The following is a 22,139-nucleotide window of genomic DNA, read 5'->3' on the forward strand; positions in this document are numbered from 1 at the left end:
ATGCATGTCCATTGAACTTACGCTACAAACCTTGCCATCCAAACCAGGAGTCTATCAATTTTACGACAAATCGGACTCGTTGATTTACGTTGGCAAAGCAATTAATCTCAAAAAACGGGTATCTTCTTACTTTCAAAAAAAACATGAATCAGGAAAAACACGGGTTTTGGTAAAAAAAATTGTTCGCATTGAACACATTGTCGTAGCCACCGAAAGCGACGCCTTGCTTTTGGAGAATAACCTCATAAAAAAATATCAACCTCGCTACAACATTCTTCTCAAAGACGATAAGAGTTATCCGTGGATATGTGTTAAAAAAGAGCGATTTCCTCGTGTTTTCCAAACGCGCAAAATGATCAAGGATGGTTCGCTTTATTTTGGACCTTATACTAGCATAAAAACCGTCCGAACACTATTAGAACTTATTAAAGAACTTTATCCTCTGCGTAATTGTTCCTACGATTTATCAGAACAAAATATTCAAAATCAGAAATTTAAAGTGTGTTTAGAGTATCACATTAAGAACTGTAAGGGAGCTTGTGAAGGATTGCAATCAGAGGAAAATTACCTGCAAAATATCAGTGAAATTATCGAGATTTTAAAAGGAAACTTCAAAGATGCCTTAGCACGATTTAAAAAAGAAATGGTATCACTTGCGACGGATTTACGTTTTGAGGAAGCTCAACAAATCAAAGAAAAAATTGATATTTTGACTAACTATCAAGCTAAATCGACTATTGTAAGCTCAAAAATCAACAATATAGACGTTTTTTCTATTGTTTCGGATGAAGAATATGGTTATGTAAACTTTCTACAGGTGGCCTATGGTGCTATTGTAAGAGCTCATACTATCGAAATCAAGAAAAAATTGGAAGAAACCGACCGAGAACTGCTGGAATTTGCCATTGTGGATATCCGAGAGCGATTTTTCTCTAATTCCAAAGAAATTATCACACCTTTCGAAGTAACTCTACCCAATAATTTGCAATTAACTATTCCTAAATTAGGAGAAAAACATCAGTTGTTGGAACTGTCTCTACGCAATGCTAAACACTTCCGACAAGAGCGTTTTAAGCAAGTTAAAATCGCTGATCCTGAAAGACATACAAACCGAATTTTATCACAATTACAACGAGATTTACATCTATCGGAACCTCCTATTCACATAGAGTGTTTCGACAATTCCAACATTCAGGGAACAAACCCAGTAGCAGCTTGTGTAGTATTTAAAAATGGGAAACCAAGCAAAAAAAACTATCGCCATTTCAATATCAAAACAGTGGAAGGTCCAAATGATTTTGCTTCTATGGAAGAAGTGGTATATCGTCGCTATAAACGTTTGTTAGAAGAAAATGAACCCCTGCCACAACTCATCATCATCGATGGAGGGAAAGGACAATTGTCATCGGCATTGAAATCGTTAGAAAGTTTAGATCTACGGGGAAAGATAGCCATTATTGGTATTGCTAAGCGTTTGGAAGAGATTTATTTCCCTGAAGATAGCATTCCTCTCTATTTAGACAAAAAATCTGAATCTTTAAAGCTAATCCAACAACTTCGCAACGAGGCACATCGATTTGGAATTACATTTCACCGACAGAAGCGTAGCAAAGTAGCCATTGTATCAGAATTGGATAATATTGAAGGTATCGGCGACAAGACTAAAGAGTCTTTACTGAAACATTTTAAATCGGTAAAACGAATTAAGGAAGCCTCTTTAGAGGACTTACAAGCTGTGATTGGATATCGTGCTAAAAAAGTATGGGAGTATTTTAGGTAAATTACAACATCCTCAACTACAAATCAGTATTCTTTATGCAAAATACTCTTCGTACATATTTTTTTTTGTACCTTTGTGAAGCATCAACCATTGAGATTATGAAAAAGTTTTTAATTGCACTTGTTTTATTGATTGCCATTACCATTACAGTCTTCTATGCTATGGGATATGGCTATGTTTTCACTGCTGTTCGTGTGGTTTATGGTAGTGGGCATCGTACGGCATTTCTGTCGGATTTTTCTTATTTTGATAACCGTACTATTCAGCGTGGCAAACCACAGGCTTGGAATATTCACAAAAATTATAACGAGGTCGCTTCCACAGAGGAGTTAGATGCTTTACATGATAAATATCACACCACCGCTTTCATGATTATCAAAAATGACAGTGTGTGGCATGAACAATATTTTGACGACAATAGCCATAAAACTCTTAGTAACTCATTTTCAATGGCTAAAACTTATGTTTCAGCAATGCTTGGAAAAGCTATTATGCAAGGGTACATCAAAAGTTTGAATCAGCGAGTAGGTGATTTTTTTCCAGAGTTTTCAACTGGATTAGCAGCTGACCTCACAGTGGGTGATTTGAGTTCCATGGCTTCAGGCTCCAATTGGGATGAATCGTATTACAACGCTTTTTCTGTAACCACACAGGCTTATTATGATAAAGATCTTCGCAAAATCATTTTAGAAAAAGTTAAGATTGTAGAAGAACCAGGACAAAAATACGTTTACCAAAGTGGAAACACACAACTTTTAGCAATGGTTCTGGAAAAAGCAACAGGAAAAAAACTAACTGACTATCTTTCAGAAACCTTTTGGCAACCTTTAGGATGCGAATATGATGCTTTTTGGCAAATTGATAGCGAGGAAAAAGGCTTAGAAAAAGCCTATTGTTGCATAGCTTCCAATGCTCGTGATTTTGCACGTATGGGAAAACTTTATCTGAATTACGGCAAATGGAATGGTAATCAACTTCTTGATTCTTCCTTTGTAGCGAAGTCTATTCAACCCAGATTTACGGAAAGCCCAGAATATGGCTATGGAATGTGGTTACTCAGTCGAAATGGAAAAAAATTCTTTATGATGCGAGGACATCTAGGACAATATGTAATCATGCAACCCGAAGATAAAATCATAATCGTACGCCTGGGGCATCTAAAAGGAGAGGATAAACTCGGAGATCCTTTTACTGATGATATCTATGGATACATTGATCAAGCCTATAAAATGTTACAAAATGCTCAATAAGATACCATTAGAAGATATTTTATTTCTTGATATAGAGACAGTACCTCTGTTCGAAAGCTACCAAGAACTCAGCGAAGAGACACAACAACTATGGGAAGAAAAAACGAAATACTCTCGAAAAGAGGAATTCAGTGCCGAGGAATTCTATGACCGTGCAGGTATTTGGGCTGAATTTGGAAGAATTGTTTGTATTTCTGTTGGATTCTTTTCCTTCCGGAACCAGCAACGTACCTTTCGCGTAACCTCTTTTATCGGTGATGAAATATGCATTTTAAAAGATTTTGCTCAGCTAATTGAATCACATTTTTCACGTCCTAACCACGTTTTATGTGCTCATAACGGCAAGGAGTTTGACTTTCCGTACATCTTAAGACGAATGATTATCAATAGATTACCAATACCAGCTAAATTACAGCTATTTGGTAAGAAGCCTTGGGAAGTTCCACACTTAGATACACTCGAACTTTGGAAGTTTGGAGACTACAAACATTTCACCTCTTTGAAACTACTCACTCACATTTTGGGAATCCCATCCCCGAAAGATGACATTGATGGTAGCCAAGTACGTGAAGTTTTCTATAAAGAGAAAGACATCGACCGCATTGCTATCTATTGCCAAAAAGATACCGTAACAGTGGCTCAAATTCTACTTCGCTTCCGTAATGAAGAACTGTTAGACGAAGATGAAATTTTATTTGTGTAAAAAATACACATTTTTAAGCTACACTTTTACATTTTTTACACACTTATGTATATTGTTAAAATTACACTCTTTAATATAAAACACTTATTTTTAAATATTTACAAAAGTAAGATTTACTACACTCCTTTTTGGCACAGTATTTTCTATATAATGAACGTAAACATGAAGAATATAAAGTACGAACAATACCATGAGAGATGATGTTTATGCATATTAAATTTATTGCTATCAAGATTAGTTCACAAACGAAAAAAACGAATTACTTAAAATTGCTATAAGAAACATTGTTAGATAAAAATTATCATTAAAACCAATAGTTGGGAAATTATTGAATAAATATTAAATTACACATAGATGTATCATCAAAAAACATCTAGATTACTTTTTTCAAAACATTGATTTTATCGAACTTGTTACAAACAAAAATTTATGAAAAAAGCTTTTTCAAGTTTGATAATTTAATCAAGAATTAAATCAGGAGTTAGTAGTAGTATTTATATGCATTGTTGAGAGGGTTCCTTCGAAAGAAGGAACCTTTTCGTTTTTTTGACCTTTGCTTAGCGTTTTTTGACCAAAAAATAGTAACTTTGTGGTTTGAAGAAAGATAGTGTAATTTAAACCGCTGTAAATGAACAAGATACTTTTAGTAGAAGATGACATTACATTTTCAAAAATGCTGTCTCGATTTTTAGAAAGAAACGGCTATGACATTGTTGAAAGTTCTACGCTGGAAGAGGCTTTAACAATGCTTGACTCTTCGTTGGGTATGATTTTTACCGACTTGCGACTTCCTGACGGAGATGGTATTCTTTTGTTAAAAGAAGTAAAAGAAAAATATCCACAGATTCCTGTGGTTGTAATGACCAGTTATGCCGAAGTTTCGACAGCTGTTGAGGCAATGAAATTGGGAGCCTTTGACTATATTTCGAAACCCTTTCAACGTGAAGATGTTCTTAATGTAATTACAAATGCCAAAAAATCAGCTTCTTTCCAGATTAAAAATACTTCAAAACCAGAAAATAAAGATGTTCTTCCTTCCGAAAAGATAAAGCAAAAACTTTTTGTAGAAGGTATCAGTGTTGCATCTAAAAAATTAAACGATTTTATCCGTTTAGTTGCTCCAACTGACATGTCTGTTTTGATTACTGGAGAGAGTGGCACAGGTAAGGAAGTAGTAGCTAAATCAATACACATGAAAAGTGAACGTGCCAGTAAACCCTTCATCGCTGTTGATTGTGGAGCAATTCCCAAAGAAATTGCGTCAAGTGAGTTTTTTGGACACGTAAAAGGTTCATTTACAGGAGCTATTTCAGATAAAAAAGGGCATTTTGAAGAGGCTAATGGAGGAACAATTTTCTTAGATGAGGTAGGCAACCTAAGCTATGAAAATCAAATACAATTGCTAAGAGCGTTGCAAGAACGGAAAATTAAACCCATAGGGAGCTCTAAGGAAATTGATGTAAACATACGTGTATTGGCGGCTACCAACGAAGATTTACTTATAGCAGTTGAAAAAGGACAGTTTCGTGAAGATTTGTATCATAGATTGAATGAATTTTCAATAAAAGTACCTTCATTACAGGAACGCAAAGACGATTTGATGATTTTTGCGTCTTATTTTTTGGATTTAGCAAATCAAAAATTACATAAAAACATTTTAGGATTTACAAAAATGGCCGTTCAACATATGTTTTCTTACTCTTGGCATGGAAATTTACGAGAATTGTCAAACGCTATCAAACGAGCAACATTACTTGCTCAAGGCAGCTATATTACCGAGAATGATTTGCCTGAAAGTATCATAAACTCATCAAGAGTTCCTTCCATACAAAAAATTTCTTTTTCAACTAAAGATAATGAAAAAGATTTGATTATCAACGCCTTGAAAGAAGTTGATTACAACAAAACAGAAGCAGCAAAACTTCTGAACATCACTCGAAAAACCTTGTATAATAAATTAAAAGCATACGGGATAAATTTGTAAAACATTAAAAATCAACGATTAAAAACACTCAATTTTGGCATTATTTTTGATGTCTCAAACCTATAAAAATTAATATTTAACAATCATGACAAAAAGAATTTTTGCAATAGTTGCCCTAATGGTGGGAACATTGGCTACTATTTCGGCTCAGGAAATTAACTGGATGAGTTTTGACGAGGCTTTAGCAGCTCAGAAAAAAAATCCTAAAAAAATATTTGTAGATGTATACACAAATTGGTGTGGCCCCTGTAAATATTTAGATAAAACAACGTTTAAAAACAAAGACTTGGTTGAGTATATGAACAAAAACTTCTATGCTGTTAAATTCAATGCTGAAGGAAATGACGTTGTAAATTACAAAGGTCAAAAGTTTGAAAATCAAGGATACGATGCTTCGAAAGCTCAAACAAGAAATAGCCAACACTCTTTTGCTGGTTACCTTCAAGTGAATGCTTACCCAACAATGATATTTTTTGATGATAACGGAGAGTATATCTTGCCTGTACAAGGAGGTATGCCTGCTACTCAATTGGAAATTTTCTTAAAATTAGTTGCCAATAACGACTATAAAAACATAAAAACAAGAGCTGACTTTCAAGAATATCAGTCAAACTTTAAAGGAACATTTAAGGAATAAATATCTATTTCATAGACTTTAAGACAGAGAGAGGCCGTCTAAAAAATTAGACGACCTTTTTTTATTTATCACAGGTTTGTTTTTTTTTATCTTTTCTTTTCAAGAAAATAAAATATATTTGTACCAACATCAAAAACGCATTAGGTAAAATAATAGGAATATTATTAATCAAGACACCATAAATCACAAAAAGAACACACCCTATCAAATTGGTAAGGCGTATGTAGATGATATTATCTTTTATCAAAAAACTACCCACTACAAAAAGTGACGCCGCATAACCTATAAAATCATACCAACTCATTTTCTCCTTTTTTTTAATGTTGTAATCGTACTCTTGAAGAAGCTATCCACGAAGCTAACACCCCAAGAATTACTATAGTAAAGAAAACCAAAAACACATTAATCCACTCTATTTCAACAGGATAAGGCAACCCAACGCCAATAGTAACGAACTGAAATTGCTGTTGCAGAAACACAATCAACATCCCAATAATTATTCCCAAAAAAGATCCGATAACCGAAGTCATCGTTCCTTGCAAAAAGAAAAGTTGTCGCATTTGGGAAACATTCATTCCTAACGCATACAGTGTATGTAAATCCTTCCTTTTATCAAGAATCATCATGATAATAGCTCCCGCCAAATTGAATAATGCTATGATTAGTACTAATATAAAAATCAGATAAATAGCAATATTTTCTGTGTTTAACATTCGATAAAGAGCATCATTGAGTTGCATCCTATTTTTCACGATTACGGTGTCTCCAAAAATCTGGTAAATTTTTTCAATTACCTCTTTTTCAGAAACATGTGACGCTAGGCGGATTTCAATAGCTGAAACTTGGTCAGAGGATAGTCCTAGGATTTGTTGAGCTTCGGAAAGTGATGAAAAGACATATTTTTTATCTAATTCTTCGGTAAGTTGATAAACTCCTGCAACGACTACAAACGATTCTCGATAAGGCTTTACCTCTTGGGTAATACTTCCTCTACCCGACTTTGGAACTACAATTTGCAAAGGCGATGATGTATCAACAAACCCTAATCCTAAGGTGTTAAAAATCGTTGCTCCAACTACTACATTAGGAGCTTGAATCTCCCAATTACCTAAAACCAAAATACTATCAACATCACACACCAACGGGTAATGTTCATCAACTCCTTTGATATAGGCTATATGATTTTTCTGTTTATGATTTAAAAAAACTTGCTCTTCAAGTATACTACTAAAAAAAGTAACTTCATCAGTGTCTGATAATTTATTTGCTACTTCATCAGAAAAAGTGATGTATTTTCCAGTCTTGGGAAATATTTTTAGATCAGGATCAAAAATGGAAGAAAATGAAAGTGTAAAATTTTTCAATCCTGCAAACCCTGCTAAAACAACGAAAAGAGACACCGCACCAAGTACCACCACCAATGCCGTAATACGATTAATGATGTTGATGACATTTTGCGAACTCTTTGCTACCATGTAGCGTTTAGCTATGTAAAAAACTGCCTTCAAAGGCTATGATTTTTTACGTTTATAAAGTAATTCACGATTTTCAATGGGATTCTCTTCGCCTTTGAGTGATTTTTCAATTCCTTCTATATATTGCAATGAATCGTCTATATAGAAAAGCAAATCAGGCATACGTCGGAATTGGTTTTTAGTGATTTGCGACAATTCGTGCTTAATCAAAGATGTATTTGAAATAGTCCCTTTTAAGATATCCTCCGCTTTAGACTCAGGAAAGACACTCAGATAAACTTTGGCAACCGACAAATCAACTGTAACACTTACTTTTGTTACCGATATAATTAAATTGTGCTGCCCTGCATCTCGAATAGACTGCTGTAACACTTTGGCAAACTCCTCTTGAATAATCCCTGCTATTTTCTTTTGTCTATTATTTTCCATTTGGCAAAGATAATGTTTTTTTTCGTTCAAAAAGATGACTCCTATGGTAAAAGTTCTCTTGTTATTTCGCAACCTGAACTATTTTCTGAAAAATCAATAATTTAGTTATTTACAGAGAGTCTATTCTTATATAATCAATAATATGAGTTTTGCTGGGATATAGATTCATTAATTGGAAGACAATAACGCTGATTGAACCGTCAATCAAAACATTATTTCTGAATCAGAAGCTCTTGCATCTGTTCTTCGCTTCCGTTGTAGATATTCAAATCTATTTTCACTTTAGAACCTGGAGTAATCCCATTTTCTGTAAATTGCCACATTTTCCAATTATGAATATGTGTCGGGGTGAGTACATTATTGTAATTGGCTATCCAAAGAGGATAGTTTTTGAATTTATCATGTAAATAGTCATTATAAAAACTAATGTAGGTGTAAATTATAGGTTTTCGGCCGTATTTTTTTTCCACAATATCCAACCAAACTTGAATATCTTGAAGATATTGCTTTACTTTTTTCTTCTTTGGCAGTTTTTCAATATCTAAAATGGGTAAAAAATCCCCTTTTTCCAATGTTATCGTTTGCAAATAAGAGGTTGCTTGTTGAACAGGATCTTCATCAGGACGATAAAAATGGTAAGCTCCTCGCACTAACTTCTGTTTCCTTGCTTGTTCCCAAAAATAATGAAAATTTTTATCTCGTGTATTATTTCCCATTGTGGCTCGAAAGATAGCGAATTTCAAAGGGATATTTCCTCGCTCCAAATATAAACTGTCCCAAACAATATCATTTCGTTCTTGGTAATGGGATAAATCAATCCCAAAAGTTTTGGTTCTATAATTGTACGAAATCCGTTCTATACGCTTATTTTCATAATCTATATTCGTTTTTGACAAAAAAACTTTATTTAATATTCGTTGATAATGTGCAGGATAATATTTTCTTACATAAAGAACCCCTCCAATTAGCAAACTAAAAAAAAGAATAAATACAACGAGGAACTTATTCCATGAAAATTCTTTTCTCTTCTTAGCGGTATGTTGTCTTTTTCGTTTCCTCATTTTTCATAAACTATCATTATTGCAAATATAGATAAATTCCTACGTATTTTATATTTTTGCCAGAAAATAGGTTGACTATGAATTTTTTGGCACACATCTATTTATCGGGAGAAGAAGACAACTTAGTAAAAATTGGAAATTTTATGGCGGATACCGTTCGTGGAAAGCAGTATCTTTCTTTCCCTGAACCGATACAAAAAGGTATTTTATTACATCGGCAAATAGACACTTTCACTGATACTAACCCCACTTTTCGAAGTAGCCGAAAACGATTAGTCCCTGAATTTGGACATTACTCAGGAGTGATTACAGATGTTTTTTACGATTATTTTCTAGCAAAAAACTGGAACTTGTATTCCGACATCCGCCTAGAAAACTATGTTCAACAATTTTATGAACTCCTTGAATGTGAGAAAAGTAAATTGAATGAACATACTATTTTTATAATGCAACATATGATTAAAGATAATTGGCTCTTAGCATATGCTTCATTAGAGGGCATGGAAAAGATTCTCTACCAAATGGACAGACGAACTGAATTTAAATCGAATATGCAATATGCAATCAAACCCCTTATTGAACACGAATCCGTATTTGAAAATGAATTTTTTTCTTTCTTTGAGGATATCCGTAAATTTATAGTACACCAACTATAGTCACCATTTCAAAAACCAAAAAGCTACCCAAATCTTATTTCGGATAGCTTATTGAGTAAATATTAAAAATGTAACTATGAATCCTAATAGTGATAATGCTTGCTTTCTTCAATAAACGGATTGCCTTTTGGCAACAACGGATACTTGGATAATGCAGTGAACACCACAAAGATAAACAACCCTAAAAAGAATAATACAGCGGAAATCTCAGTAATTCCAATGCTCCATTGATCTCCAACAGTAGCCGGCATAATCATTACGTAAAAATCAACGTAGTGTCCTACCAAAATTACAATTCCCATAGCGAAAACCAATTTGCTGATACGTTTGTAATCTGTATTAACTAACACCAACAAAGGCAAAATGAAATTCAACAGTAACATTCCAAAGAATAACACTTTATAATCTCTGATTCTTGAAACATAATAAGTCACCTCTTCTGGAATGTTGGAATACCAAAGTAATAGAAACTGAGAAAACCACAAGTATGTCCAAAAAATTGACAAACCGAACATAAACTTAGTCAAATCATGCAGATGACTACTGTTCACATAAGGTAAAAAACCACGACTTTTCAAATAGATTGTAATCATTGCGATGACTGTAATCCCTGATACAAAGAAACTTGCAAATACATACCATCCGAACAAAGTACTGAACCAGTGCGGATCAACACTCATAATCCAATCCCAAGACATCATCGATTCGGTAACCAAGAAAAACACCAAGAATCCAGCTGCCCATTTGAAATTTCTAACAAACGGACGATTAGTGGTTGCTGTGTCCTCAGCTATCGACAAACGTCTCGAAATATAACGGTAGCCTACCCAACCTAACATATAAAACGCGGCTCTCCCCAAGAAGAAAGGCACGTTCAAATAGCCTTGTTTACCTTGTAAAAGAGCATCGTGAGCCACCACTGTTTCATCCATCCATATAAAAAGATGGTTGAAATGCATCCCTGAAAGTACCAATAAGGTAAAAACAATAACCACTCCAGGAAATAAGTATGCTGTGATTCCTTCCATGACTCTAAAAAGCACAGGAGACCAACCTGCTTGTGCCACACGATTGATTGCATAGAAAGCCAATACTCCCAAAGAAATCAACATGAAAAACAAGGCCGCCACATAAACCGCAGCCCAAGGCTTGTTCTGCAATTGATGTAACACATGTTCATAATGAGCATCATCGTGGTGAGCATCATCGTGAGCGTCAGAATGATGAGCTTGTTCCATGGTCTTAACGTCTTCTACAGTTTTGGGTGCTGTGAAAAATCCAACTCCAATTCCAATAATCCCAATGATGATAAGGACAATTGCTGTAAGTCTTAATTTATTTGAAAATGTATACATAATCTAAATATCTTTCTTTTAGGAAATTATTTTACTAACTCATCACGTAGTTTTTCTACGTACAACGCCACTTGCCAACGTTCTTTTTCATTGATTTGTGAGGCATACGAACCCATAGCATTCAGCCCATAATAAATGACGTGATACGTTCCGCCTGGTGTAATAACACGATTCTTATCGGCATAACTTGGCACTCCTCCAAATTTACCTCTTTCAACCAAAATTCCTTTTCCGTCACCTTTCTCACCATGGCAAACAGCACAATAGATGTCATACAAAAACTTACCTTGTTCAAGGTTTTCTGTATCAGCTACTAATGGGCTTTTCAGTTCTTCTTTTGCAAGTAACAAATCCGCTGGTGTGTCCGCGTACTCATACGGTTGCCATCCTCTTTTGATGGTACCTGCTACAGGTAGTTGAGCTTGCATACTGTCCTTAAATGCCGGTGATTGTTGATAAGTCTCATATCCAACACTTTCATACATATTCGGCATAAATTGATAGTTCGGCTCGCGTTTGTTAAAGCAAGATACTAAAAGTAAAGATACACTGCTGAATAAAGCTATTTTAACTATATTTTTCATATCTCCTATTTTTCTGCTATTTTAATTTCAACAGCTCCTGTTTCCTTCAATAGAGTTGTTACTTCACTTACATTGTTTTCAGTTACTGCGATTTCCATCAAAAAATGGTCGTCAGTAGTTCTTACATCAGGGTTTTCTGCTTCTTTAAATGGCCATAATTTACTTCGCAAAAAGAAAGTAATTACCATCAAGTGAGCTGCAAAAAATACCGTCATCTCAAACATGACAGGAACAAAAGAAGGCATATTTTGTAAAAATGTCATACTTGGTTTTCCTCCAATATCCTGTGGCCAATCTTCGATCATGATATAATTAACCATCAAGGTAGCTACAGCTAACCCTATACATCCGTAAATGAACGAAGCTATCGCTAATCGCGTAGGAGCTAACCCCATGGCTTTGTCCAATCCGTGAACAGGAAATGGAGTATATATTTCCGAAATCTGATGATTTTTAGAACGAACTGTTTTTACAGCTGCCATTAAAATATCATCATCATTATATAATGCTTGTACTACTTTCTTACTCATGATGATTAATGATTAGGGTCGTTATCTCTTAGTTTTTTATATTTCTCGCCAGATGATTTCAAGATTGATTTTACCTCAGCCTGTGCAATCACTGGGAATGTTCGTGCATACAACAAGAACAACACGAAGAAGAATCCAATAGTTCCGATATAAATTCCAATATCAACGAAGGTAGGTGAGAACATTGTCCAAGATGAAGGCAAATAATCTCTATGCAAAGATGTTACTATAATCACGAAACGCTCAAACCACATTCCTACGTTTACCACAAGCGAAATGATGAACGAGAACATAATGCTTCTTCTCAATTTTTTGAACCACATGAATTGTGGAGAAAATACGTTACATCCCATCATCAACCAGTAAGCCCAAGCGTAAGGTCCTGTAGCACGGTTCAAGAAAGCGTATTGCTCATACTCTACACCTGAGTACCACGCTACGAATAACTCCGTGATGTATGCACATCCTACGATAGAACCTGTAATCATAATTACGATGTTCATCAATTCAATATGTTGAATGGTGATGTAATCTTCAAAATTACATACTTTACGCATGATAATCAAAAGCGTATTTACCATCGCAAAACCTGAAAAGATTGCCCCAGCAACGAAGTAAGGCGGGAAGATAGTAGTATGCCAACCTGGAATTACCGAGGTAGCAAAGTCAAACGATACGATGGTGTGTACGGAAAGTACCAACGGAGTTGCCAAACCTGCCAAAACAAGAGAAACCTCTTCAAAACGTTGCCAATCCTTAGCACGTCCACTCCAACCAAAACTTACTAAACTGTAAATCTTTTTCTGGAAAGGTTTTACGGCACGGTCACGCAACATGGCAAAATCAGGAAGCAGACCTGTCCACCAGAATACCAACGATACCGAAAGATAGGTAGAAATCGCGAATACGTCCCACAAAAGCGGAGAGTTAAAGTTTACCCATAGCGACCCAAACTGGTTTGGAATTGGCATTACCCAGTACGCCAACCAAGGTCTTCCCATGTGAATAATTGGAAAGAGTCCCGCCTGAACTACAGAGAAAATAGTCATTGCTTCGGCTGAGCGGTTTACAGCCATTCTCCATTTTTGGCGGAAAAGCAACAACACAGCAGAAATCAAGGTTCCTGCGTGTCCTATACCAACCCACCAAACGAAGTTGGTAATATCCCAAGCCCAACCGATTGTTTTATTTAATCCCCAAGTACCAATACCTACTGATACTGTATAAATCATACTTCCCAACCCCCAAAGGAAAGCTACTAATGAAATGGAAAATACAATCCACCATAACCTGTTCGCTTTACCCTCTACTGGACGGGCGATATCTACCGTAACATCGTGATACGATTTATCGCCTGTTACTAAGGGTTTTCGTATAGGTGCTTCATAATGCGACGCCATATCCTTATTATATTATTTCTTAGTTATTAAATTATTTTTATGCTTCGTTCGTATTTCTTACTTTCACTTGGTACACCACATTCGGACGTGTCCCGATGTGTTCCAACAAATGATACGCTCTGTCGTCGGTTATCAATTTAGCGATTTCGCTATTTTTCTCGTTGATATCACCAAACACCATAGCTCCTGTCCCACAAGCTGCTGAACAAGCACAAGCGTTATTGAACTCTCCTTCACGAACTGCACGACCCTCATTTTTAGCTTTCAAGATAACAGCCTGAGTCTGTTGGATACAGAATGAACATTTTTCCATTACCCCACGTGAACGAACTGTTACATCTGGATTTAACACCATTTTACCTAAGTCGTTGTTCATATTGAAGTCGAACTCATCGTTGTTGTTATATAAGAACCAGTTGAAGCGACGTACTTTATACGGACAGTTGTTTGCACAGTAACGTGTTCCCACACATCGGTTGTAAGCCATGTGGTTTTGCCCTTGACGACCGTGCGAAGTTGCTGCCACTGGACATACCGTTTCACATGGTGCATTATTACAGTGTTGACACATTACTGGTTGGAACGCTACTTGCGGATTTTCAGCTGGGTCTTCCATCTCTCCGTAGGTAGAAAGTGCAGCACTCAATCCCTCAATTCCCGCTTTAGTCTCTAAATCACCTTTGAAGGTATCTGCCGAAGAATAATATCGGTCAATACGCAACCAGTGCATATCTCGCGAACGTCTCATTTCTTCTTTCCCAACTACTGGAACGTTATTTTCTGCATGACAAGCTATCACACACGCTCCACAGCCCGTACAAGCGTTTAGATCAATAGATAGATTGAAGTGATGCCCTGAGGAACGATCGAAAGTTTCCCAAAGAGAAACGCTGGAAGCTAATACCTCTTTGTGATCTAATGACACCACTGGTTTTACATTCCACTCTTTCGCATCTTTCGTGTTAAACTCTTCTAAAGTAGTTTCCTTCAAAACATCCCCACGTCCCATAAGGGTATTGTGCAACTGAACACAAGCAAATTCATGCGTCCCTCCAATATTTTTGATGGTTACACTTTGTACATTATCGAAGTTCTGATACAGTGGGTAAGCATTAACTCCCACTTGCATCTCTTTTTTCATAGCTTCTTTTTTCCCGTAGCCAAATGCTAAACCAACAGAACCTCTCGCTTGTCCTGGTTGAATAAGTACAGGAACCTTCAGCGTAATTCCATTTACAGTAATCTCCGCGTAGTTCCCGTCTAAAGCTCCAGTAGCTACGTGCCAGTTTTTAATGCCTAATTCTTTAGCATCATAGGATGACATGGTTAAGTAGTTGTCCCACGTAGTTCTCGTGATCGGATCTGGTAACTCTTGTAACCAAGGGTTATTAGCTTGTTGTCCGTCTCCAATTCCTATTTTTGAGTACAAAGTCAATTCAAACCCATTGGTGGAAGTTTTTGCCAACGAGTTAAGTGCTTCATTCACAGAAACCTCATTACTTACTGCTAATTCTTCTTTAGCTGAAACAAATACTCCATCATGTAAAGCTTTATTCCATTTAGCTTCACCCAAAATGGAAGCTGTCCAATTTTCTTTAATAAAATCGTAGTATGTTTTGTCTGATCCAGACCATTTTAACAATGCATCCTGTAATTGACGTGTGTCAAACAGAGGGCGGATTGTTGGTTGTGTTAAACCATAGTATCCTTTTTTGAATTCAACATCTCCCCAAGACTCGAGATAGTGAGGTGCTGCAGCTATATAATTTGTTTTAATTGCCGTTTCATCTGCTTTCATTGAAAAAGACACTGAAAAAGCTACCTTTTGTAGAGCTGTTTCAAACTCTGATGCGTTAGGTAAAGTGTATAATGGATTTAAATTATTGATAATCAGAACCCCTACTTTTCCACTGTTCATATCAGCTATCAATTCTTTCAAAGCCACAAGACTTCCCTTGCGAACGTTGATAGGGTTCTTTGTGTTGAAAGCTACGCTTTGTAATCTTTCGTTAATATCCAACACTAGCAATTGAGCATTTTCGTCTTGAATACCTGAAACTACTACGGCTCTTGTTCCAGCTCTTTTCACTTGTTCAGCAGCCTTTTTAACCTGCTCTTCTACTTTAGCATCTAAATTTCCTGATACAGAAATCCCAGTTAAATAACCATAGAATTTCGCTAATGCAACTTTTTGTTGTGAAGGAGTCAAAGGTACTCGTTTGTCAGCATTCGCCCCTGTTAAAGTCATATTTGACTCAAACTGAATGTGTCTTGACATTTTCCCATTTTTTGGGATACGCTTTTGGGCATACGCTCCCTCAAAGCCACCTCCCTGCCAATCAGCAATAAAGTCAGCACCAAAAGAAACGATTACATCTGCTTTTGTAAAGTCATAGTCCGCCATTGCACGAACTCCATATTTTTTTTGAAATGCGTTTAGAGTAGCTTCTTCTGAAATGGCATCATACTCCACCAATTTCACGGTAGGATATTTTTCTTTGAGATTCTCAATTAACTTATAGGTTGAAGGACTTGCTAAAGTATGACTGAATACGACAATTTGTTTTTCCTCTTGCACCGCTTTCTCCAAGGCTTTCATAGCCTCTGCATCTAAATCATTCCAAGATATAGCTGAACCTCCTTTTGCAATCGGATTTTTTACACGGAGATTGTCATACAGGCTCAATACCGAAGCAATCACACGAGCATTTGCCTCACAATGGGAGTTTGCTTCTTTATTATGTTCAATTAAAATAGGTCTTCCTTCACGGGTTTTCACAAGTACACTTGCGAAATCATATCCGTCAGCAATTGCCGTAGCATAGTAGTCAGCTACTCCTGGACGAATTTGTTCGGGTAACACAACATAAGGAACTGCTTTGTGAACAGGTCCTTCACAAGCTGCTAAAGTAGCAGCTGCCGTAGTGAAACCTACATATTTCAAGAAATCACGACGGGTTGTGGATGAGGACTCTAAGGTAGCCTTATCTCCTAAAAACTCATCTACTGGGATTTCTTCGACAAACTCATTCTGTTTCAGTGTATCTATGACTGAATTCTCATTAAGTTCTTCTACACTTTTCCAGTATTTTTTGTTTGATGCCATAGTTAGTTATATTCTGAAATTTAACTCTTTAAAAAATAATAAATCGAAAGTTAGTAGTGACACTTACCACATTCCAAACCACCTAATTGAGCGATAGTAAGTTTTTCTACGTTAAGTTTTTTAGCCAACTCTGCGTGAACTTCTTTATAGTTTTCATAATATCCATTATCAGTGTTCACCTCGGTTTTTCTGTGGCAGTCCACACACCATCCCATTGTCAATGGAGCATGTTGATGTAAAATCTCCATTTCTTCTACTTTTCCGTGGCATTGTTGACAATCCAACCCTGCCACTGTTACGTGTTGCGAGTGGTTAAAGTAAGCGAAATCAGGTAGATTATGAACACGTACCCAACGTACTGGCTTCGTCTCTCCTGTATATTTGAAGTTCTGAGCATCCCAGCCTACTGCGTCATACAATTTTTTAATCTCGTTAGAATAGAATTCACGTGTATAACCATTAACCATATCTGGCTCACCCTTATATTCTGAAATGGTTTCATGACAGTTCATACACACATTTAAAGATGGTATACCCGCTGTTTTTGACACACGCGCTGCAGAGTGACACAACTTACAATCAATTTGGTTATCTCCTGCGTGAATTTTGTGAGAGAAGTGAATCGGTTGAATAGGTTCATATCCTTGGTTAACATCTACTTGCATAAAGTATCCATACATTGCATAGGTTGAACCGAACAACAAAATTGTTACCGTAGTCAGTACAAAGAACGGATTTTCGGCAAATGCTCTAACCAAGAAACCTTCTTTACGTTTTGAAAACTCTTCCGTTGTAATGTTTCCTTCAGCAATAACTTTGGAAGCCATATTTAACACCGACAAAATAACAATCAACGCAACAATAATTGCAAGTATACCAACAATAGTGATAAAGTAGATGAGCGATCTTTTGGCAACAACCTCAGGGCGTTCCACAGGAACAAACACCTCCTCTTCTACCTCTTCCACTACTGGCGGATTAGCTGTATACGCTAAGATGTCATTTATATCTTGCTCTGATAAAATGTCTTCATAGGGTGCCATGGGTACTTGATTGAATTCCTCAAAAATAGCTTTAGCATCAGCGTCTCCTGAGGCAATCAATTTTTCACTATTTTTGATCCACGCATGAAGCCATTCAGTAGTTCTCCTTTCAGTAACTCCACCCAAGGCAGGTCCAATAGTACGCTTATCCAACTGGTGACAAGCCATACAGTTTGCCTTAAACAAAGTCTCTCCTTTGGCTGGATCGCCCTGTGCAAAAGCCGAAGTTGAAAACATGAATGTCAGTAAAATAGAGAAAACACTGACACCAAACAAGTTATGGTTTTTAACCTTTTTCATATTAAAAATATATTATCTAATATTTCGATAGTTGAACTCTAAACATTTATTGATTCAAGACACAAAAGTATAACATATTCTTAAAATACAAAAAAAAGTTATTCTGTTTCATTTCAATTTATATAAATTCTAAATAAACTACATTTCTTTGAGAAAGTTTTTAAAGAAACAAATCACTTTAAAAACTGTTATTTCTTTAACAAAATATTTGAACAAAGATTTTTTTTAAGATGATTTTATTTTTTGAGTTCACTACTTAATTGCATATATTTTTAATGATTAAACACTGATTTTTCAGTATTTTGACCACTTTTCATCGGCATTGGAAATTTGGCGTTAAGAAAATCAACGAATAAAGCAAAGTAAGCGAAAACTTGGAGCTTAGTATGTGGAAAATTTTCCATTGTTCGAAGCGACCATAGGAAGCAAGTTTGGAAAATTTTAGCGACATGAGTCTGATTTTTAGGCAAATATCCAAAGTCTTGATTTTTGGTTCTTTTCATCTAAGGAAAAGAACGATGTATGAAAATAAATAATGAACTCAATTTATTTTTTTTTAGATTAACAAAATGTGTTTCCTTTCTATTTCTATAAGCTAAGAAATGATATTAATCATATTTGTATTGAGATAATTAAATTTGGCTATAAGAAAAAAGCGGGAAGTATATTTTTAAACAACTATATATGAATTGAATAAAATAAAATCAAAAAATTTAACATTTAAACTTTTGTTTTGTTTCGTTTTTTATATACCTTCGCAGAGTAAACCAACATATAAAAGAAATGTATAAACACGTATTAATGCTATTTGTGCTAACGTTTTTAGCTTCGCCTTTGTTAGCACAAGTAAAGGTAACTGGTAAAATTACCGACCAGAACAATGCACCGTTACCAGGTGCTAATGTTGTAGTAAAAGGGACAACCCGAGGAGTGAGTTCTGATTTCGATGGAAATTATGAAATTCAAGCCCAAGAAGGCGATGTACTTGAGTTCAGCTTTATGGGCTTCCATACGCAGAGTAAAAAAGTTACAGGAGGAAGCAAATTATTAACTATCAATGTTTTGCTTGAAGAAGAAGCTGAACAATTAGACGACGTAGTTGTAGTGGGCTACGGAACTCAGAAGAAAGCCAACCTCACAGGTACCGTAAATACGGTCAAAGCCGAAGCGATTGAAGGAAAGGCTACTACATCGCTTGCGAACGCTCTACAAGGTGTTGCTCCTGGTGTAACAATTATTTCTCGGCCAGGCGACATCGGTGGGGATATGGGGAACATCAACATACGTGGACGCGGAAATCTTGGTGCTTCTGCACCTCTCTATATAGTTGATGGTGTGCCTGTTAGCGAAGGTGATTTTCAACGGATTCACATTAGTGACATTGAAAGCATCAGTATCCTCAAAGATGCAGCTGCCTCAGCCATTTACGGAGCGAGAGCTGCCTATGGGGTCTTCTTGGTAACAACAAAAAAAGGAAAAGAAGGAAAAGCCAATATTACTTACAACGGATACTATGGCTTTCAATCACCAACAGTCCTCCCCAAAAAGTTAAACGCATATGATTATGCAACTCTTCTGAATGAAGCCAACATAAACGCGGGTAAAAATGCCATTTACAATCAAAGTGCAATGGACAGAATTGTGGCACAGGACTCACCCGATTTATATCCCGACAACGATTGGTATTCATTAGTTTTCAGAAATCACGTTCCTATTCAAGAGCATAACATCAGCCTTTCTGGAGGTGGAAAAACACGTTATTTTGTGAGTGGAACGTTCTATGAACAAGAATCCGTAGTAAAGGGACGCTTATTGGACAGATACAGTTTCAGAGCCAATACCGAGCGTGATTTTACAGACAAATTTACCTTAGGAACAAATATTTCATACGTTCGTGATGATTACAAACGAGACGGTAATTTTTCTATTACCGATTTAGACCGAATGACTCCACTAACCGTAGCACGCCACACCGATGGAAGCTGGGGAACTGTAACTGGAGGCAGTCAAAGTACTGTTTTAGCTGAAAATAATCCGCTTCGAAAAATTGCTGAATATGGTCGTCACGACTATATGACCACTCGATTTAACGGTTCGCTTAACGGAGTTTGGAAACCTCTGAGCGGGCTAAGCGTTACAGGACAACTATCATACAGAACTGTTGACAAGAGAGCTACTGATTTTGAAAACAAAGTAGGGCAACTGATAGGATTTATTTCCAAAAGAGCAATGTCAGGAACTGATGGGCAAACCATCAACAAAATGACTAAAACGTGGGAACACACTAAAAATTTGGTTTCTCAACTTTATGCAAATTATGACTTTTCTTTAAGCGACCACAATTTTTCACTGATGGCAGGAACTCAATATGAAGATTATCGATACGAATGGCTTCGTGCTTCACGTAAAGATTTTCCTAATAACAACCTAAACTCCATTAACGCTGGTTCTGGAAAAGCGGAGAACTTAGGTAATGATGGCAACATTCAAGAGCGAGCATTTTTGTCATATTTTAGCCGTTTAAAATACAACTACAACGGCAGATATTTATTTGAGGCCAACGTGCGTGCTGACCAATCTTCGCAGTTCCCCAAAGAAAACAGATTGGGTGTATTCCCTTCATTTTCTGCGGCATATCGAATCTCACAAGAAAATTTTATGCAAAATATGGATTGGCTTTCCGATTTAAAATTGCGAGCTTCGTGGGGGCAACTGGGTAACGTAAATAATGTGGGATTCTACGATTATTTTGATGCTTTGGGAGTTGGCTCTGCCTACATTACTAATGAAGTAAAAGCTGACGGAGCTTGGCCTTCTATCCAAGTGAACAAAAATATGACTTGGGAAACGGTTACAATGACCAATCTCGGACTTGATGTTTCATTCTTTAAAAATTCTTTAAATGTTCAGTTAGATGTTTTTGATAAATTAACCACAGACATTCTTGTTAAAAAACCACAACCCTATGAATTAGGATTGGGAAATAGTGAGCAAGCCTCAACAAACGCAGGAAAAGTTTCTAATAAGGGGATTGAAGCATTGGTTTCTTATAGAGGAAGTATAGGAGATGTTAAATATGGCATTTCAGGAAATTTCTCAAAAATATGGAATAAAATTATTGATTTGAATGGACAAGATAATCAAATAAGTGGAAATTTCATTCTTAAAGAAGGAGAAGCTATCGGCTCATTCTATGGATATCAAGCACAAGGGTTATTCAGAAATGCGGAAGAAGTTGCCAATCACGTAAAACAAAGCACCAACACAGCCGCTGGCGATATTAAGTATGTTGATGTGAGTGGTGACCAAAAATTTGACGCCAACGACCGTACTATTTTAGGAAATGATGTTCCTTATCTTACGTATGGATTAAGTTTTGATGTATCGTACAAAGGTTTTGACCTTTCAGTACAGGGACAAGGGGTAAACGATGTAATGGTTTACTTATCAGGAGAGGCTTCGCAGGCATTTTTCAACGGAGCAGGAGCTAAAGAGTACCATTTAGGTCGTTGGACAACACAAAATCCTGACCCTAATGCCAATTATCCACGTTTGCTTATTACCTCAGCTAATGCTCACAACACCAGAACTTCATCATTTTGGTTGTACGATGCTGATTATTTCCGTATTAAAAGCATCATTTTAGGATACACAATGCCAGAGGATGTAAGCCAACTTATAGGCTGCCAAAAAGTACGATTCTATATGTCTGGAACAAACTTGTTCACATTCAGGGCTGACAAACGTATGAAGGATTTCGACCCCGAAGCACCTTCTGCACGAGGAACATACCCTAATATGAAAAATATCACTTTTGGAGTAAATCTATCATTTTAAAAACGAGTC

18 protein-coding genes are annotated in these 22,139 nt (G+C 36.3%); 7 read left to right on the forward strand and 11 right to left on the reverse strand.

All coding sequences use genetic code 11. From position 1 onward, the window contains the following. Positions 1-4 precede the first annotated feature (4 nt). From uvrC to CGC49_RS04380, 5 genes are all read left to right on the forward strand, one after another. Positions 5-1,780, forward strand: a complete 1,776-nt coding sequence (gene uvrC / locus CGC49_RS04360) for an excinuclease ABC subunit UvrC (protein WP_095911935.1) — start codon at positions 5-7, stop codon at positions 1,778-1,780. A 98-nt stretch (positions 1,781-1,878) separates the two neighbouring features. Continuing rightward, a complete protein-coding gene (locus tag CGC49_RS04365; RefSeq protein WP_095911936.1) occupies positions 1,879-3,030 on the forward strand; it encodes a serine hydrolase in 1,152 nt (383 codons plus the stop codon). Further along, positions 3,020-3,733, forward strand: coding sequence for a 3'-5' exonuclease (locus tag CGC49_RS04370; protein ID WP_042008392.1), 714 nt, complete (start codon positions 3,020-3,022; stop codon positions 3,731-3,733). Before CGC49_RS04365 ends, CGC49_RS04370 begins: the two co-directional genes overlap by 11 nt. A 628-nt stretch (positions 3,734-4,361) precedes the next feature. After that, positions 4,362-5,717, forward strand: a complete 1,356-nt coding sequence (locus CGC49_RS04375) for a sigma-54 dependent transcriptional regulator (protein WP_042346005.1) — start codon at positions 4,362-4,364, stop codon at positions 5,715-5,717. Between the two features lie 85 nt (positions 5,718-5,802). Then, positions 5,803-6,354, forward strand: coding sequence for a thioredoxin fold domain-containing protein (locus tag CGC49_RS04380; protein ID WP_042344287.1), 552 nt, complete (start codon positions 5,803-5,805; stop codon positions 6,352-6,354). Between the two features lie 61 nt (positions 6,355-6,415). Here the strand turns inward: CGC49_RS04380 and CGC49_RS04385 are convergent, their stop codons facing one another. From CGC49_RS04385 to CGC49_RS04400, 4 genes are all read right to left on the reverse strand, one after another. Next, a complete protein-coding gene (locus tag CGC49_RS04385; protein WP_095911937.1) occupies positions 6,416-6,658 on the reverse strand; it encodes a uroporphyrinogen decarboxylase in 243 nt (80 codons plus the stop codon). Positions 6,659-6,671: 13 nt separating this feature from the next. After that, positions 6,672-7,829: an ABC transporter permease gene (locus tag CGC49_RS04390; protein ID WP_095911938.1), complete on the reverse strand. Its 1,158-nt coding sequence runs from the start codon at positions 7,827-7,829 to the stop codon at positions 6,672-6,674. A 36-nt stretch (positions 7,830-7,865) separates the two neighbouring features. Continuing rightward, entirely contained in the window at positions 7,866-8,258 is a 393-nt protein-coding gene (gene rbfA / locus CGC49_RS04395; RefSeq protein ID WP_095911939.1) for a 30S ribosome-binding factor RbfA, read from the reverse strand. A gap of 212 nt (positions 8,259-8,470) precedes the next feature. Then, positions 8,471-9,154: a GH25 family lysozyme gene (locus CGC49_RS04400; protein WP_369801111.1), complete on the reverse strand. Its 684-nt coding sequence runs from the start codon at positions 9,152-9,154 to the stop codon at positions 8,471-8,473. 242 nt (positions 9,155-9,396) lie between these two features. On the opposite strand from CGC49_RS04400, the gene CGC49_RS04405 reads away from it, so the two are divergent. Beyond that, positions 9,397-9,975, forward strand: a complete 579-nt coding sequence (locus CGC49_RS04405) for an ACP phosphodiesterase (RefSeq protein ID WP_095911941.1) — start codon at positions 9,397-9,399, stop codon at positions 9,973-9,975. Positions 9,976-10,058: 83 nt separating this feature from the next. Here CGC49_RS04405 and CGC49_RS04410 read toward each other — a convergent pair whose 3' ends face one another. From CGC49_RS04410 to CGC49_RS04440, 7 genes are all read right to left on the reverse strand, one after another. Further along, complete coding sequence (locus tag CGC49_RS04410; RefSeq protein WP_095911942.1) at positions 10,059-11,330, reverse strand: quinol:cytochrome C oxidoreductase; 1,272 nt, start codon at positions 11,328-11,330, stop codon at positions 10,059-10,061. Between the two features lie 26 nt (positions 11,331-11,356). Then, positions 11,357-11,914 carry a cytochrome c gene (locus tag CGC49_RS04415; RefSeq protein WP_042008350.1) on the reverse strand — a complete coding sequence of 186 codons (558 nt, stop codon included), beginning with the start codon at positions 11,912-11,914 and terminating at the stop codon, positions 11,357-11,359. 5 nt (positions 11,915-11,919) lie between these two features. Next, positions 11,920-12,444 (reverse strand): DUF3341 domain-containing protein, encoded by a 525-nt coding sequence (locus CGC49_RS04420; RefSeq protein WP_095893523.1) that lies wholly within the window; start codon positions 12,442-12,444, stop codon positions 11,920-11,922. Positions 12,445-12,449: 5 nt separating this feature from the next. Further along, complete coding sequence (gene nrfD / locus CGC49_RS04425; RefSeq protein ID WP_042008345.1) at positions 12,450-13,844, reverse strand: NrfD/PsrC family molybdoenzyme membrane anchor subunit; 1,395 nt, start codon at positions 13,842-13,844, stop codon at positions 12,450-12,452. Positions 13,845-13,881: 37 nt separating this feature from the next. After that, positions 13,882-16,950, reverse strand: a complete 3,069-nt coding sequence (locus CGC49_RS04430) for a TAT-variant-translocated molybdopterin oxidoreductase (RefSeq protein ID WP_095911943.1) — start codon at positions 16,948-16,950, stop codon at positions 13,882-13,884. 50 nt (positions 16,951-17,000) lie between these two features. Then, positions 17,001-18,293, reverse strand: coding sequence for a c-type cytochrome (locus tag CGC49_RS04435; RefSeq protein WP_095911944.1), 1,293 nt, complete (start codon positions 18,291-18,293; stop codon positions 17,001-17,003). Between the two features lie 272 nt (positions 18,294-18,565). Beyond that, a complete protein-coding gene (locus tag CGC49_RS04440) occupies positions 18,566-18,796 on the reverse strand; it encodes a hypothetical protein (RefSeq protein WP_095911945.1) in 231 nt (76 codons plus the stop codon). 280 nt (positions 18,797-19,076) lie between these two features. Here CGC49_RS04440 and CGC49_RS04445 point away from each other — a divergent pair, with 280 nt between their 5' ends. Beyond that, positions 19,077-22,130: a TonB-dependent receptor gene (locus CGC49_RS04445; RefSeq protein WP_232745199.1), complete on the forward strand. Its 3,054-nt coding sequence runs from the start codon at positions 19,077-19,079 to the stop codon at positions 22,128-22,130. Positions 22,131-22,139: the final 9 nt, after the last annotated feature.

The sequence above is a fragment of the Capnocytophaga sp. H4358 genome, assembly GCF_002302515.1.
In the GTDB taxonomy this organism is placed as follows: domain Bacteria; phylum Bacteroidota; class Bacteroidia; order Flavobacteriales; family Flavobacteriaceae; genus Capnocytophaga; species Capnocytophaga canis.

Coding starts and splice junctions, on each gene's coding strand:
- CGC49_RS04410 (WP_095911942.1), bottom strand. CDS start 11,330: ATGTATACATTTTCAAATAAATTAAGACTTACAGCAATTGTCCTTATC.
- CGC49_RS04420 (WP_095893523.1), bottom strand. CDS start 12,444: ATGAGTAAGAAAGTAGTACAAGCATTATATAATGATGATGATATTTTA.
- CGC49_RS04365 (WP_095911936.1), top strand. CDS start 1,879: ATGAAAAAGTTTTTAATTGCACTTGTTTTATTGATTGCCATTACCATT.
- CGC49_RS04415 (WP_042008350.1), bottom strand. CDS start 11,914: ATGAAAAATATAGTTAAAATAGCTTTATTCAGCAGTGTATCTTTACTT.
- CGC49_RS04405 (WP_095911941.1), top strand. CDS start 9,397: ATGAATTTTTTGGCACACATCTATTTATCGGGAGAAGAAGACAACTTA.
- CGC49_RS04445 (WP_232745199.1), top strand. CDS start 19,077: ATGTATAAACACGTATTAATGCTATTTGTGCTAACGTTTTTAGCTTCG.
- CGC49_RS04435 (WP_095911944.1), bottom strand. CDS start 18,293: ATGAAAAAGGTTAAAAACCATAACTTGTTTGGTGTCAGTGTTTTCTCT.
- uvrC (WP_095911935.1), top strand. CDS start 5: ATGTCCATTGAACTTACGCTACAAACCTTGCCATCCAAACCAGGAGTC.
- CGC49_RS04440 (WP_095911945.1), bottom strand. CDS start 18,796: ATGAAAAGAACCAAAAATCAAGACTTTGGATATTTGCCTAAAAATCAG.
- CGC49_RS04430 (WP_095911943.1), bottom strand. CDS start 16,950: ATGGCATCAAACAAAAAATACTGGAAAAGTGTAGAAGAACTTAATGAG.
- CGC49_RS04390 (WP_095911938.1), bottom strand. CDS start 7,829: ATGGTAGCAAAGAGTTCGCAAAATGTCATCAACATCATTAATCGTATT.
- rbfA (WP_095911939.1), bottom strand. CDS start 8,258: ATGGAAAATAATAGACAAAAGAAAATAGCAGGGATTATTCAAGAGGAG.
- CGC49_RS04370 (WP_042008392.1), top strand. CDS start 3,020: ATGCTCAATAAGATACCATTAGAAGATATTTTATTTCTTGATATAGAG.
- nrfD (WP_042008345.1), bottom strand. CDS start 13,844: ATGGCGTCGCATTATGAAGCACCTATACGAAAACCCTTAGTAACAGGC.
- CGC49_RS04385 (WP_095911937.1), bottom strand. CDS start 6,658: ATGAGTTGGTATGATTTTATAGGTTATGCGGCGTCACTTTTTGTAGTG.
- CGC49_RS04375 (WP_042346005.1), top strand. CDS start 4,362: ATGAACAAGATACTTTTAGTAGAAGATGACATTACATTTTCAAAAATG.
- CGC49_RS04380 (WP_042344287.1), top strand. CDS start 5,803: ATGACAAAAAGAATTTTTGCAATAGTTGCCCTAATGGTGGGAACATTG.